The sequence below is a fragment of the Cytophaga hutchinsonii ATCC 33406 genome, assembly GCF_000014145.1.
Classification (GTDB): Bacteria; Bacteroidota; Bacteroidia; order Cytophagales; family Cytophagaceae; genus Cytophaga; species Cytophaga hutchinsonii.
Genome location: NC_008255.1, coordinates 3,017,852 through 3,031,607, shown reverse-complemented (window position 1 = coordinate 3,031,607; position 13,756 = coordinate 3,017,852). Strand labels below are relative to the sequence as shown.

General features: G+C 39.7%; 12 protein-coding genes. 3 read left to right on the top strand and 9 right to left on the bottom strand.

What is annotated here, in order from left to right; all coding sequences use genetic code 11:
• Nucleotides 1-134: 134 nt before the first annotated feature.
• Nucleotides 135-2,528: an endonuclease MutS2 gene (locus CHU_RS12890; protein WP_011586010.1), complete on the top strand. Its 2,394-nt coding sequence runs from the start codon at nt 135-137 to the stop codon at nt 2,526-2,528.
• A 144-nt stretch (nt 2,529-2,672) separates the two neighbouring features.
• Here the strand turns inward: CHU_RS12890 and CHU_RS12885 are convergent, their stop codons facing one another.
• The 4 genes from CHU_RS12885 to CHU_RS12870 are packed head-to-tail and all read right to left on the bottom strand — an operon-like array spanning nt 2,673 to nt 6,767.
• Nucleotides 2,673-4,010, bottom strand: a complete 1,338-nt coding sequence (locus CHU_RS12885) for a TolC family protein (RefSeq protein ID WP_011586009.1) — start codon at nt 4,008-4,010, stop codon at nt 2,673-2,675.
• A gap of 5 nt (nt 4,011-4,015) precedes the next feature.
• Nucleotides 4,016-5,140 carry an ABC transporter permease gene (locus CHU_RS12880; RefSeq protein ID WP_011586008.1) on the bottom strand — a complete coding sequence of 375 codons (1,125 nt, stop codon included), beginning with the start codon at nt 5,138-5,140 and terminating at the stop codon, nt 4,016-4,018.
• Nucleotides 5,141-5,145: 5 nt separating this feature from the next.
• Nucleotides 5,146-6,078: an HlyD family secretion protein gene (locus tag CHU_RS12875; RefSeq protein ID WP_011586007.1), complete on the bottom strand. Its 933-nt coding sequence runs from the start codon at nt 6,076-6,078 to the stop codon at nt 5,146-5,148.
• Nucleotides 6,075-6,767 (bottom strand): ABC transporter ATP-binding protein, encoded by a 693-nt coding sequence (locus tag CHU_RS12870; RefSeq protein ID WP_011586006.1) that lies wholly within the window; start codon nt 6,765-6,767, stop codon nt 6,075-6,077. Before CHU_RS12870 ends, CHU_RS12875 begins: the two co-directional genes overlap by 4 nt.
• 88 nt (nt 6,768-6,855) lie before the next feature.
• Between CHU_RS12870 and CHU_RS12865 the strand changes: the two genes are divergently transcribed.
• On the top strand, nt 6,856-7,491 hold the full coding sequence (locus tag CHU_RS12865) for a MarR family winged helix-turn-helix transcriptional regulator (RefSeq protein WP_011586005.1): 636 nt from the start codon (nt 6,856-6,858) through the stop codon (nt 7,489-7,491).
• Nucleotides 7,492-7,525: 34 nt separating this feature from the next.
• On the opposite strand, the gene CHU_RS12860 is transcribed toward CHU_RS12865, so the two are convergent.
• The 5 genes from CHU_RS12860 to CHU_RS12840 all read right to left on the bottom strand — a co-directional run bounded on the left by CHU_RS12860 (nt 7,526) and on the right by CHU_RS12840 (nt 11,281).
• On the bottom strand, nt 7,526-8,257 hold the full coding sequence (locus tag CHU_RS12860) for a DUF4197 domain-containing protein (protein WP_011586004.1): 732 nt from the start codon (nt 8,255-8,257) through the stop codon (nt 7,526-7,528).
• Nucleotides 8,258-8,269: 12 nt separating this feature from the next.
• On the bottom strand, nt 8,270-8,785 hold the full coding sequence (locus CHU_RS12855; protein ID WP_011586003.1) for a DUF4199 domain-containing protein: 516 nt from the start codon (nt 8,783-8,785) through the stop codon (nt 8,270-8,272).
• Nucleotides 8,778-9,611 (bottom strand): ion transporter, encoded by an 834-nt coding sequence (locus CHU_RS12850; RefSeq protein ID WP_011586002.1) that lies wholly within the window; start codon nt 9,609-9,611, stop codon nt 8,778-8,780. The genes CHU_RS12855 and CHU_RS12850 overlap by 8 nt, the downstream gene beginning before the upstream one ends.
• Nucleotides 9,612-9,628: 17 nt before the next feature.
• Nucleotides 9,629-10,804 carry a trans-sulfuration enzyme family protein gene (locus CHU_RS12845; RefSeq protein WP_011586001.1) on the bottom strand — a complete coding sequence of 392 codons (1,176 nt, stop codon included), beginning with the start codon at nt 10,802-10,804 and terminating at the stop codon, nt 9,629-9,631.
• 63 nt (nt 10,805-10,867) lie between these two features.
• Entirely contained in the window at nt 10,868-11,281 is a 414-nt protein-coding gene (locus tag CHU_RS12840) for an OsmC family protein (protein WP_011586000.1), read from the bottom strand.
• Nucleotides 11,282-11,614: 333 nt separating this feature from the next.
• Here CHU_RS12840 and CHU_RS12835 point away from each other — a divergent pair, with 333 nt between their 5' ends.
• Nucleotides 11,615-13,756 (top strand): nitrite reductase, encoded by a 2,142-nt coding sequence (locus CHU_RS12835; RefSeq protein ID WP_011585999.1) that lies wholly within the window; start codon nt 11,615-11,617, stop codon nt 13,754-13,756.

The window sequence follows — 13,756 nt, the reverse complement described above, 5'->3', positions numbered from 1 at the left end:
AATGGTGGGTTCGAGCAGACTTTATTGTAATTTTGTATTCCTTTCAAAAGACCGTAGCCCCTGCCTGGAAACAGCTAATGCAACCGTTCTGGTTTTGAAAGAAATGTTACGTGATCATTATTAAGTAGAACTGAATGATATATCCATCTGATCTGGAAAGTAAAATAGGATTTGACCAAATCCGTGAATTGCTTAAAACAACATGCAAAGGATTGGCCGCGATGAATATGCTGGAAGAGTTAACACCTTCGTATGATATTGCAACAATCGAAAAAGAATTACAGGAGACAGACGAGTTTAAAAAAATTATTGAATCGGGAATGTTATTTCCCGATCGTGATTTTGTTGATATAACGCTGCTGGCTAATAAAATTCAGGTGCAGGGAAATTACCTGGAGATTGAAGAATTATTACAATGCAAATTGTTTTTAACAACATTGATTGCCTGCCAGTCTTTTTTCAAACGTACAGAAACAGATATTTATGTACGTTTGCAGGAACGTGCCAATGCCGTTAAAATTGATTCGTCGTTATTCAAAGCCATCAACCGCGTGATCGATGATCATGGTGTAATCCGTGATACGGCTTCCGATGAATTACGCATGATCCGCGAGGAATACCGGGAAGAACAAATTAAGCTGCGCAAAGAGGTAGACCGATTGCTGCGTGTGTTTAAAAAAGAAGGCTATACCGTTGAAGATACCGAAGCAACAATCCGTTCAGGCCGTTTGGTATTACCTGTACTGGCAGAATATAAACGTAAAGTACAGGGGATCATTCACGATGAGTCTGGTACGGGACAAACGGTTTTTATGGAACCTATATCTTTATTGCCGTACAACAACAGCGTACGCGAACTGGAGATCCGTGAACGTAAAGAGATCGTGCGCATACTCATGCAGCTTACGGATTATATCCGTCCGTTTGCAGAGGTGATGCTTGAAGCAAATCAATTGGTCGGCTGGTTTGATTTTATCCGTGCAAAAGCAACGTTTGCGTGTTCAGTAAACGGCGTGATGCCTGGTCTGCAGAAACGGCCGCTCATTAAATGGCGCAATGCACGCCACCCGTTATTGTGGCTCAAAAATAAAAAGATAAAAAAAGAAGTTATGCCGTTGTCTATTCAGGTAGACGAACAAAACCGCATCTTACTTCTTTCAGGTCCGAATGCAGGTGGTAAGTCTGTTTGTATGAAAACACTGGGCTTGCTGCAGTACATGCTGCAATGCGGCCTGCTCATTCCCGTAGAGGAGGGCAGTGTATCCGGCGTGTTTGAAAATTTCTTTATTGATATCGGTGATTCACAATCGCTGGATAATGATCTGAGTACCTATAGTTCGCACATTAAGAACCTGACGTTTTTCTTAGAACATGCAGATGCTAAAACTTTATTACTGATCGATGAATTCGGCAGCGGTACAGATCCGATGTATGGTTCTGCGATTGCTGAAGCTGCACTTGAGAAACTGAACGAGCGCAAGTCGATGGGTATCATTACCACGCACTATGCAGGCTTAAAAGCATTGGCATCTAAAACAGAAGGGTTGATAAATGGTTCCATGCGTTTTGATACAGACAAATTAATTCCGTTATACATACTGGATATCGGCGTACCGGGGAGCTCCTTCACACTGGAGATTGCAGAGAAATCCGGTTTGGCCAAATCACTTATTGAACAGGCACGTACAAAACTGGATCAGGAACAGGTTGATCTTTCAACCTTATTAAGAGACATTGAACGTGAGCGTACAACGCTTCAACAAGAGATTTTATCAGGCAGGGAACTGAAAGTAAAACATGAAAAACTTTCAAAGGAGTTTGAAGAAAAGCTAGCGGAGTTACAGGATAAGCGCAGACGTCTGTTGCTTGAAGCGAAGGAAGAAGCATATCGCATTGTTCAGAAAGCAGACGGAAAAGCAGAAGAGCTGATCCGTTCCATTTCAAATGCAAAAGATAAACACGGTGCACAAAAGCATCGTCAGGAAATACGTGAAGTAGGAAAGGCATTGGAAAAAGAACTGGAACCTGAAATAAACATTGCTGATAATGAATCGATCCGATACGATTGGAAAACAGGTGATATTGTGCGTATACGCAGCAATGGCGCGGTAGGTAAAATAGAAGCCGTGAAAGGTAAGCTGGCAGAATTATTTATCGGTGATCTGAAAGCTACGGTTCATTTTTCAGAACTAAGCAGTGCTTCTGCAAAAGAGTTGAAAGCTAAAACAGATGAACGCAGACCAAAAGCGGGTGGTGTTGATCTGGTACAGAAGCATCAGATATTTTCAATGCAGCTGGATTTGCGCGGCAAGCGGACCGAAGAAGCCATTGCATTTACAGACCGCTGGATTAACGATGCATTTATTCTGGGTATTGAAGAAGCACGGATTCTGCACGGAAAAGGAGATGGTATACTACGCAAAATGCTGCGCGAACATTTAAAACAATATAAGCAGATCGTTGCAATGAACGATGAACACATTGATAGCGGCGGCGCAGGCATAACGGTGCTGAGTATGCGGTATTAAAGCTTTAGGCTGAATGCTAAAAGCCTAAAGCTAAAAGCGCATTACGTAGAAATAATTTCTATGTAATGCGCTTTTAGCTTTACTAGCAATACTTTACTATTTATTTAGCTTTAAGCCTTCCGCCTTAAGCTTTTCGCCTTCGGCTTACAGTTCTCCCATTGCTTTTTTATAATTCACCTGTGCGATCAGCACATTATAAATGCTGGTTAAATAATTGTTCTGTGCATTCTGTAACGAGTATTCGGTATTTTTTAACGCAGCCGCGGTTAGTGTCCCTTCTTTATAGCGGTCCTGATCAACTTTCATAATGGTTTGTGCCAGTGCATAATTTTCTTTTGATGTTTGGTATTGGCTGTAAGCTGTATTCAACAGATTACGTGTGTTTATGGCTTCTGTTTGAATTTCGTAAGAAAGCTTTTCCAGATTGTTTTTATTTTGAATCGAGCGTAAACGATACCCAGCAATGTTTCTGCTTTTTTCCATACCGTCAAAGATTGGAATATCCGCATGAATACCTACATATACATAGGGGTACCAGGTATCGGTGTTAAATAATGTTACTTTTGAATTCTGATTCTGTAACGAAGCATTTCCATATAAATAGGCAGAAGGTAAATACGAACGGTTGTATCTTTTTGCCTGAATATCGTTTAATCGCATCATGCTTGATTCTATTCTGTACTCGTAGCGCTGTTCAATAGTTACATTGTTGTTTGCCAGTTGGTCTGAATTGGTAATCAAACCTTCCAGGTTGTCTGTTAACTGAACGGGTGTTTCTATCGGTAAGATCAGTTGTGTCTTAAGTAACAAGAGGCTGTTTTCATAATTGGTTGTTGCTGTCTGCAATTGATTTTTTGCATTAGATAAGTCCAGTTGATAACGGGAAAGATCTGTTTTCAACAACGTACCGTTTGAATATTCGCTTTCACCTTTTTTAACAATCGTTTCTGCATTGGCTACGTTTTCTGTAGTAAGTTTAATCTGTTCCTGATTCAACAGTACCTGATAGTATGCTTGTGTGATAGCAGATTTGGCATCTGTTTTATATTTTTCAAGACTTACCTGATCGTATTCTTTTTGTGCATCGTTTACAAGTTTATCGCCGGATACGCCTGCATTAAACAGGTTTTGTGTGGCGGTAATAGACGTAAGCGTATTGTAAGGCGTGCCAAATTTGATCGGGGTATATTCAGTGCTGTTGTTGATAGCACCCGGCGGCAGCAGGCTTGTCGCCAATACGGCATTGTATCTGAAATCAATACTCGCGTTCACCTGCGGAAGGTTTTTACTTTGTGTTTTTAGCCGGTTGCTTTCACTGATCTGAATGGCCAGCTCCTGATTTTTAATATCGAAACGTTGATTCAAGCCAATCTCTATCGCTTTCTTTAAGCTAAGCTGCATGCTTGAATCTGTCTGTGCGGCAGCTGAAAGCTGCAACGCTGCGCATAAACATATAAATAAATAGCGTACTGTATTTTTCATAACGGTTACCCTCTGAATACTTGTGCAGGTTCTAATTTTGTAATGCGTCTGATGGCAAATAGGCTGCCTCCAAGTGCAATGAATAATGTAATACCAAGGAAAGTTGCTTTAAGCCAGAACGGATAATCAAAGATGGTACCTGCATTGGCAATGCCATTTTTAAATGCAGTTACCAAACCGTAACCGATAATGAAACCGATTACCGCAATGATTGCTGCCTGTGTCATAATCAGCCTTCTGATGTAACCATTTGTAGCACCAATGGCTTTTAACGTTCCGTAATCTTTGATCCGGTCAATGGCGGAAGAATACAGCGTAAGGCCAATGATTACAAATCCCGTGATCAATGCAAAGATGATGAGCGTGCCGAAGGAAAGCGCAATCCCGCTTGATTTTAAAACGGTAAGAATGGTTTGATTGGCAAAGTTTTCGCTGTCCCAGGCTTTGATGCCACGCACATTACGTTCAATGTTGCGGATCACAAAATCCTTTGTAACGTTGTCGTCCCACTCAACCAGGAAAGCGCTTACTTTTGTTTTGGAAAATTTTGTAAGAGCACGTGCACGCTCAATGGTTGTGAACGAATAGGCCGGTCCGCCAAATCCACGGACGCCTTTTGTTTGTCCGGCGATGTATACTTTGTTTCCGTTGATCTCAAAATAATCACCAAGGTTTGCCTCTCCCAATGCTTTTTTGTCAAAGTAGTCAACAATGATTGCACCATCCTGCAGCATTATCTCGTTGCTTCCTTTGTATAGGTTCCATGGGCCACCTTTAAAATAAGGTGCTTCAGAACCGATCAACGTAATGCCGCTGGATTGTCCGTTTTCAAATTTTGCAGAGCCTCCGGCAATAACAATCGGAGATACTTTTTTTACACCAGGTACACTTGCTATTTCTTTTCCGATCCGGATGTCAATGGCAGACAATGCATTTACATTGGTTGTTTTAGCATCTGTTACCCAGATGTAGGCACTGTTGTTTTTAACCAGGCTTGACATGGCATTGGTAAGGAAAATAAATATCCCGCACTGCTGCCCGATTAAGAACACCGAGATAATTACACCGGCCAATGCACCAATAGACTTGGGTTTGTCGAACCAGATAAATTTTAATGCTGTAAAAAACATGGTTGTTATTTTAATTCAATGATACATTCCACACGGCTGCCGATCAGCAATGTTTCTGTGCTGTCAAGCTGTACACGTACTTCGCGCACACGTCTGTCTTCCAGGTTATCGGCTTTATCCGAGAACAAGGATTTTTTTCTTAAGTAAGGAGCCGCTAGAATTACTTTTCCCCTGGCAAGGACAATAGAGTCGCCTTGTGCTCTGACATACGCCGGTTGGCCCACTTTGATTTTATCTGCAAACAGTTCATCAATTTCTGTGATCGCCATAACAGGGCCGTCCGGAGCAAAATCAGATAATGCTGTAGAGGTTGCTACATTGGAACCTAGCTTTGTATCTACAGAAAGGATGGTGCCGTTTAACGGCGCTTTAATAGTTTTTTTACTTAAAATTGTCTGGTAATATTCTACATCAGATTTTAATTCAGCCAGACGTTTTTGTGCCTGCTGCAGGTCAGCCTGTGCAGATGCAGCCTGTAAGTTCTTTGTTTCAAAATTCAGCTGTTCATCTTCCCATTGCTTTTTCGTAATGGCGTTTGATTCGAATAAATTTTTAGAACGGCTGATATTTGTTTTAGCATTGCTCAGATTTGTTTCAGCTGTTTTTAATGCGGCTTTATTTTTTTCGATTACAGAGAGTTGTGTTGCCAGTTTCGATTCTGACTGATGTAACTGAGCCAGTTCCGTTTCATTATCCAGCACAAAAAGGATGTCGCCTTTCTGTACTTTTTGATTGATCTCAATGTTGATTTTTTTTATGATCCCGTTTGTTTCAGGCGTAAGGGTAAGAATACGTTGAAGCGGTTCAACATTGGCAATACCTGTTACTTCTTTGATTGTAATTGAATCGATTTTATTTAATTGTGCAGCTTCTTTTTTATCTGCTCCGCAGGCAAATACTGTTAACGCCAATCCGACAACTGTAATTTTATGTATCATAAGTTTTGATTTAAATCTGTTAGTTCTGTAACCGTTCCATTTTTTACTTCAACAATCCGGTGTGCATATTCTTTTAAACGCGGGTCGTGTGTAACAACCACAACAGCTTTCCCGTTTTCTGCCAGCGACTTTAATTCATTCATTACTACACTTACCGAATCTTTATCCAGCGATGCTGTGGGTTCATCACATAAAATAATTTTAGGATTTGTTACAAGCGCACGTGCAATGGCGATGCGTTGTTGCTGCCCCCCGGATAGCTGTTTGGGTAAATTCTTTTTACGATCCAGCATACCTACTTTTTCCAGTGCTTTCTCTGTGCGTTCTTTGGCCTCACCTGAAGCTACTCCCTGCAATTGCAAGGGAAGGATCACATTGTCAAATGCATTTAACGGAGCTATAAGGTTGAAATTCTGGAATACAAAACCAATTGTGTTCAGTCTAAGCCTGGCCATCTGGCTTTGGCTCATACCATTCACATGTTCATTATCTACGGTAAGTTCACCTTTACTTGGGTAGATAACACAACCGATCAGGGATAGCAGGGTTGTTTTGCCTGAGCCGGAAGGCCCGATGATCAGGAGAAGTTCTCCATCGTTTACTTTGAAATTTGTTGATTGGAGCGCCGTAATGGTCTGGTCTCCCATCTGATATTCTTTCGAAGCATTTTTTAATTCTGCAATTACCATGGATCAAATTTAAGTGATGTAGTTTGATAAACAACAAAAACATTATAAATTATTTAAAAATGTAACAAAAACATAGTAATTTTGTACTATGTCAGATAAAGTAGTTGAATTGGTTAATCTGTGGCATGCTTTTGAGAAGGAGAATCCCAAAGCTGAGATACAGGATTTCTGTAAGAATTATTTATTGGGTCAAGAGGTTACAGAACAGCCAAAGCCATTGTTTACCGAAACACATCCAAAGGGAAGGGTGCTGGGCGGTGCTTTAAACAGGCTGTATAAGATGTCAATCTTTTATTCTAAAAAGAATTTAGTGGAACTGGAATTCAAGACACTCGAAGATTTTGTATATCTGAATAATCTCAAAGAATTGGGAATTGTAACAAAAAAGCAATTGATTGATAAGCACGTTACAGAATATACAACCGGCATAGAGATCATAAAACGATTAATTAATCTTGGACTGGTAAAAGAAAAGCATTATCCGGATGATAAGCGTTCTACAGCTATTGAAATTACAGCGAAGGGTAAAAAAATGCTTCAAAAGTGTTATCCCTACATGCACCAGATAAGTGATGTGCTTTTTGATGCATTAACAGAAAAGGAAACATATCAGCTTGCAGCGTTGCTTACAAAGCTGGATAACTTTCACCTGAATTTGTATCACAATCACCGCGAAGACTCGCTTGATGAATTGCATGAAATAGTAAAGGCTATCCGATCATAACCGGATAGCCTTTTTATGTAATGCTTTGAACAGATTATTTAGATTGTGATCCGAAAACTTTTTTTAACAAGTCGCTTGTACGTGCACTGGCATCGTTACGGATTTTACCTTCTTCTTCTGCAACCTTTACAAATAAACCTTTTAACGCTCTGCCTGTTGTGAAGCCAACGATGTCGGTGTTCACTTTTGTTTTAGTAGTAGGCAGTTTGTTGTATCTCGTTGTAAGGTTTGCCCATTGCGAGGCTACCAGATTGTTGTCCAATGCTTTTTTTATGTGCGGTGTAAATACACGGTATAACGAGTCATACGTTGATTTTCTTAAATAACTTGTTGCTGCTGTATCCGAACCCTGTAGGATTGACTTGGCATCAGCGAAAGACATTTTCGTAATGGCATTTGTGAAAATAGGAGCGGATTCAATCGCAGCATTTTCTGCAGAACGGTTCATGGATAAAATAAATTTATCAATTTCTCCGCCTAGCCCGATGCTGCGTAATGAACTTTCCATCTTAGCCAATTCTGGCGGGAAAGGAATTTTTAACAACGGATTTTTATAATACCCATCTGTTTTATTCAGAGAATCTGCAGCCATCTTAGCCCCTTTTGTTAATGCTTCTTTCAAGGCATTTGCAATGTCTGTTTCTGATAAGCCAGCTGATTCAGTTGCTTTTTTAATGGATGAAGGAATTTTGATCTTTCCTACCTGCGCACAAGAGATAAAGGATGCGCTCATAAAAATGCTTGTGATAATAAGTATTTTCTTCATATTCGTTTACGGTTATTTATTTTCATTGAAAGTGTCTTTATTACGAACGAATAAGGACAGGATAGTAGAAGAGAATGCAGAGATCATTAATACCTGAATACCATTGCCCAATGCATATACATAGGGTTCTTTTACGTTGGCAATGAACTGATCAATTTCAGCCTGCGATTTCTTTTCTTTTATTAATTCCGGTATCCGTAGATTTATTGCATCTTCGATCAGATCGGGGATAAGTATGCCTGCCACTTCACACAATGCCAGCAGAATTAATACCAACAACGCAGCGAAAACAGAAATAGTGATTCCTGCATAAAATGCCTGGGCAAAATTGATCTCATTGCTGTATGCATGTTTTCGAATGGATAACAATCCGATGTATAGCGGAATACCGATGAGCAGGCTGTTAAATACCAATGGAATATTAAACCCCGTCTGGATTTTGGATAAATCAATGCTGATAATAACAAAAAGCCATAAGATGTATAATATGGCGATGATGGATGCGAATAGAGCTGCTTTTTTAATCATTGAATAAATCTTTTCCGTTAATTTTTCCCTGACAGTGCGGACAGGTATGAATAGTATTTTTTATGCGTTGTTTTTTTATCTGTTCTGTAAAGCCCGAGGAAAGCAGCGCGGCTGGCAAAGCAAACATGGCAATACCCAACATAGCTATGCAGGCTGAAAGTAATTTGCCAAAAGATGTTATCGGCACTATGTCTCCATAACCTACGGTTGTTAATGTTGAAACACTCCACCACATGGTTGCAGGTATACTGGAGAATAACTCAGGTTGCGATGTGCGTTCAATATAATACATTAAAGAAGCAGAAACTATCAGCAGGCCCAGTATGGTTACAAAAGTTATAACCAGTTCTTCTTTTTTATCTACAATAACTTTCCATAAGGTGTTTAGCGCCTGCGAATATCTTCTTAGTTTGAAGATCCGCAATAACCGGAAGAACCTCAGAATGGTTATGAATCTGAAATCAATCGGAAATAACAGGTTTAAATAAAACGGAAGTATTGCCAACAGATCAACGATCGCGATCGGGGTTAATGTGTATTTAAACCGTCCCCAGACAACGTGGCTGAATCTTTTATGCAGGTTTGAAATCCAGACACGAAGCAGGTATTCGATTGTAAAAAAGACAACAGACACGGTTTCTAATAACGAAAAAAAAGTATCGTATTTTGTTGCGATACTTTTTTCTGTTTGTATGATAACGGCAAAGATGTTTGAGAATACTAACGCAACGATTGAAAAGTTGACAATCATTGCTATCCAACCAAACTCTGAGGTTTTAGGATCTTTTTCAAGGATGGAAAAAACCGTTTTTTTAATGTCAGCCATTCCCGAAATTAAGGATATTATTTGGAATTTTCCAATGCCTGTCTGATTTCTGCGATTATATCATCCGAATGTTCAAGCCCAACAGAGATACGGATCGTGCCGGGGAAGATTCCTACAGACTCTCTGTCTGCATCCGATAATTTTGAATGTGTCGTAGATGCCGGGTGTGTAACAATAGTGCGTGTATCACCCAGGTTTGCAGAATGAGAAGCCATTTCTGTTGCATTCAGAAATTTACGCCCTCTGTCAACACCGCCTTTAATAATGAATGTAACAATACCGCCGCCTGCACGCATTTGTTTTTTGGCTAATTGATATTGCGGATGGCTTGGTAAAAACGGATATTTCACAAGCTCTACATCCGGATGCTGTTCTAAAAATGTTGCAAGCTTCAATGCATTTTCACAATGTCTGTCCATACGTACAGCAAGTGTTTCAAGGCTTTTAGAAAAAATCCAGGAATTAAAGGGAGACAGAGCCGGTCCGGTATGTCTGCAAAAGAAACGTACCTGTTTGATCAGTTCTTTGGATGCTAAGATGATACCACCGATGGCACGTCCCTGGCCGTCAATAAACTTAGTAGCAGAATGTGTAACAATATCAGCACCTAACTTAATTGGATTCTGCAAATATGGTGTTGCAAAACAATTGTCAACATTTAGTAAGATCTTGTGTTTTTTACACAAAGAAGAAAGCCATTCAAGATCAATTAAATCAAGCGCGGGATTTGAAGGTGTTTCGATCATAACCATTTTTGTATTTGGTTTGATCAGGCTTTCCCATGTTTCAGGTTTGTCAATCGGAGCAAAGGTATATTCAATACCCCATTTTGGAAATATCTGTGTTACGATCTGCAAGCTTGATCCGAATACAGATTTGCATAATAAAATATGATCGCCCGAGTTGAGAAACGGTGCCATACTTGAAAATACGGCAGACATGCCTGAAGCAGTAGCAAAGCCATCTTCAGCGCCTTCCATCAGGCACATTTTTTCAATGAATTCCGAATTGTTCGGGTTTGAAAAACGGGTATATAAATTTCCACCTACTTCATCAGCAAACATGGCTCTTGCCTGTTCTGCGTCTTCAAATACAAAACTGGAGGTCATGTAAATCGGAGCACTATGCTCTCTGTTTTGACTTCTTTCTGTTTGTGTACGGATGGCCAGTGTTTCGAAATTTGTATATTCCATGATGAATGATGTTCTGCTAAATGATGTATTTAATTTTTTATTTCCAGATTGGAAAATAAAAAATTAATTGACAGTTATTTTATAGGTTATGTTCGCTGATTTTTCAAGCGTTTTTGCTACGGAACAATATTTATCCATTGACAATTTAACCGCACGTTCTGCTTTAACCGGATCGATGTCGCCTTTGAAGATAAATTCAACAATAATGTCTGTGAACAAAGAAGGGATTGCATCTTTTTCACGATCTGCATGTAATTTGATCTGAAAAGCTTCCGGTTCAATTTTCTGTTTGCGCAGAATGCTTAATACATCAATTCCGCTGCATCCGCCAAGGCCCATGATCAATAATTCCATCGGGCGCGGCCCGTTGTTCTCACCTCCGATAGCCGGAGATGCATCTATGGATATAGCATTGCCCTGTTCATTTTTTGCTTCAAAATGATAGGCTTTATTTAAAAGATTTAATTCGATTTCCATAATGAAGGATCGTATGAAATGTGATATAGATTGAATCGCTTTTCGGTTTTAAATTAAACAAGATAAACGTGTCTAATTCCCAATTTTATTTCAGTTATTCTGTATTATGCCGAATATAGTTTTAACATGAGGGAAAGATCATATTCGATTATTTGCTATTTGTAAATAAAACGGAATTAAATTTGTTTTAATGGGTTTAACTACCACAAAATTAAAATAAAATTTTGATAATATCTATTTTTGTAAAATATTTATTAAATTTGAACTATTCATCTGTTACTTTCCTTTTCAGGAGTACAATACAGGCCCAAAATCAAGAAATTTCAATACATTATGAGTAATAACACACAGGAAACGGCAGGTTTTAATTTTGCTCCTCAAGTGTCTGCGGCAGCGCAAGCAGATATTGTTGAATTGAGTACGAAAATTAAAGGGTTTCGTGATAATACGATTGATTCAGAAAAGTTTCGTTCTTTCCGTTTAACGCGTGGTGTTTATGGCCAGCGTCAGGAAGGTGTTCAAATGATTCGTATTAAATTACCATACGGAAAAGTTACAACAGATCAGATCATTCGTATTGCTGATATTTCTGATAAATATGGTTCAAGCAATCTGCATTTAACAACGCGCCAGGATATACAGCTTCACTATGTGAAGCTTGAAAATGCCCCATTGGTTTGGAATGAACTGGAAGAAGTTGGTGTAACGCTTCGCGAAGCCTGCGGTAACGCGGTTCGGAATATTACGGCATCGTATACTGCCGGTGTTGATCCAAACGAACCGTTTGATGTTTCGCCGTATGCACACAGCATGTTCGAATATTTTTTACGTAACCCGATCTGTCAGGATATGGGCCGTAAATTTAAAATATCATTTTCAACCTCAGAAGCGGATACTGCGTTCGGTTTCATTCACGATCTTGGTTTTATTCCGCGTGTGAAAACGGTAAACGGTAAAGAAGTAAGAGGTTTTAAAGTTTTATTGGCAGGCGGTTTGGGTGCACAGCCATTTGTTGCGCATAACGTACACGAATTCCTGGAAGAAGATCAGCTGATTCCTTTCTCTACAGCTGTCATCCGTGTGTTTGACCGCTTTGGCGAACGTTCAAAACGTCATAAAGCGCGTTTGAAATATTTAGTAAATGGTATCGGCGTTGAAGCGTTCATGGAGCACGTTGCGAAAGAACGTATCGCGATTAAAGATAAATCGGTTGTTATCGACCGCAATCGTGTAGATGAAATCATTCTTCCTGCGGTAACTTCATTCACGGAAGCAACGCCGGTAGATGCTGTTAAGTTTGAACGTTTTGTTAAAGCAAATGTATTTGAACAAAAACAAAAAGGGTATTTTGGTGTTCAGTTAAAACAACACCTGGGTGATTTGAAAAGTGACAAGGCACGCGTGTTTGCTGCTATTGTAAAAAAATATGCATCGGATGATGTCCGCATCACAGTTAACCAGGGCTGGTTATTAAAGTTTGTAAAGAAAGAAGCACTTCCAGCATTGTTTAATGAATTAAACGAAATCGGATTGGCTGAACCGGGCTTTGACAGTATGGCCGATATTACAGCTTGCCCGGGTACAGATACCTGTAACCTTGGTATTTCAAGCAGCACAGGACTTTCTGTTGAAATTGAAAAAATGCTGCTGGAAGAATTTCCGGATACCGTATTCAACAAAAATATTAAAATAAAAATCAGTGGCTGTATGAATGCGTGCGGCCAGCATACAATCGGAAACATTGGTTTCCATGGTATGTCGATCAAAAATGGTACGAATGTATTGCCGGCGATGCAGGTAATGTTGGGCGGCGGTCTGGAGCCGGACGGCACAGGTACGATTGCAGATAAAATTCTTAAACTTCCTACAAGACGTTGTGTAGAGGCTGTTCGTGAAATCTTAACAGACTACGATACGAATGCAACGGAAGGGGAATATTTCAACGATTATTACAGAAGACAGGTTGCAGCGGAAAAAATGTATTTCTACAAATTATTAAAACCGTTGTCTGATCTGGAAACGTTGACAGAACTGGACTACATCGATTTAGGTCACGATGAAAAATATGTAACAGAAGTTGGTGTCGGTGAATGTGCCGGTGTAATGATTGATCTGGTAGGTACATTGATTCTTGATACGGAAGAAAAATTAAAATGGTCTAAGCGTTTACAGCAAAATGCGACACCTGCAGATGCAATCTATGCTGCGTATGCAACGTATGTATGCGGCGCCAAAGCAATCTTAACAGGCGAAGGTGTTGCATGTAATACACAGATTGCTATGATCAATGATTTTGACAAACATTTAGTAAGTACAAATAAATTCTCAATTGCAGGCGGTTCATTTGCAAGCCAGGTATTGTGCATGAGTGAGCATGAACCGACAAAAGAGTTCGCTGATAAATACATTGCTGATACAGAACAATTCGTTCAACAGATAAAAACGTACAGAGCGGCTGCGCTTGTAACCGTTTAA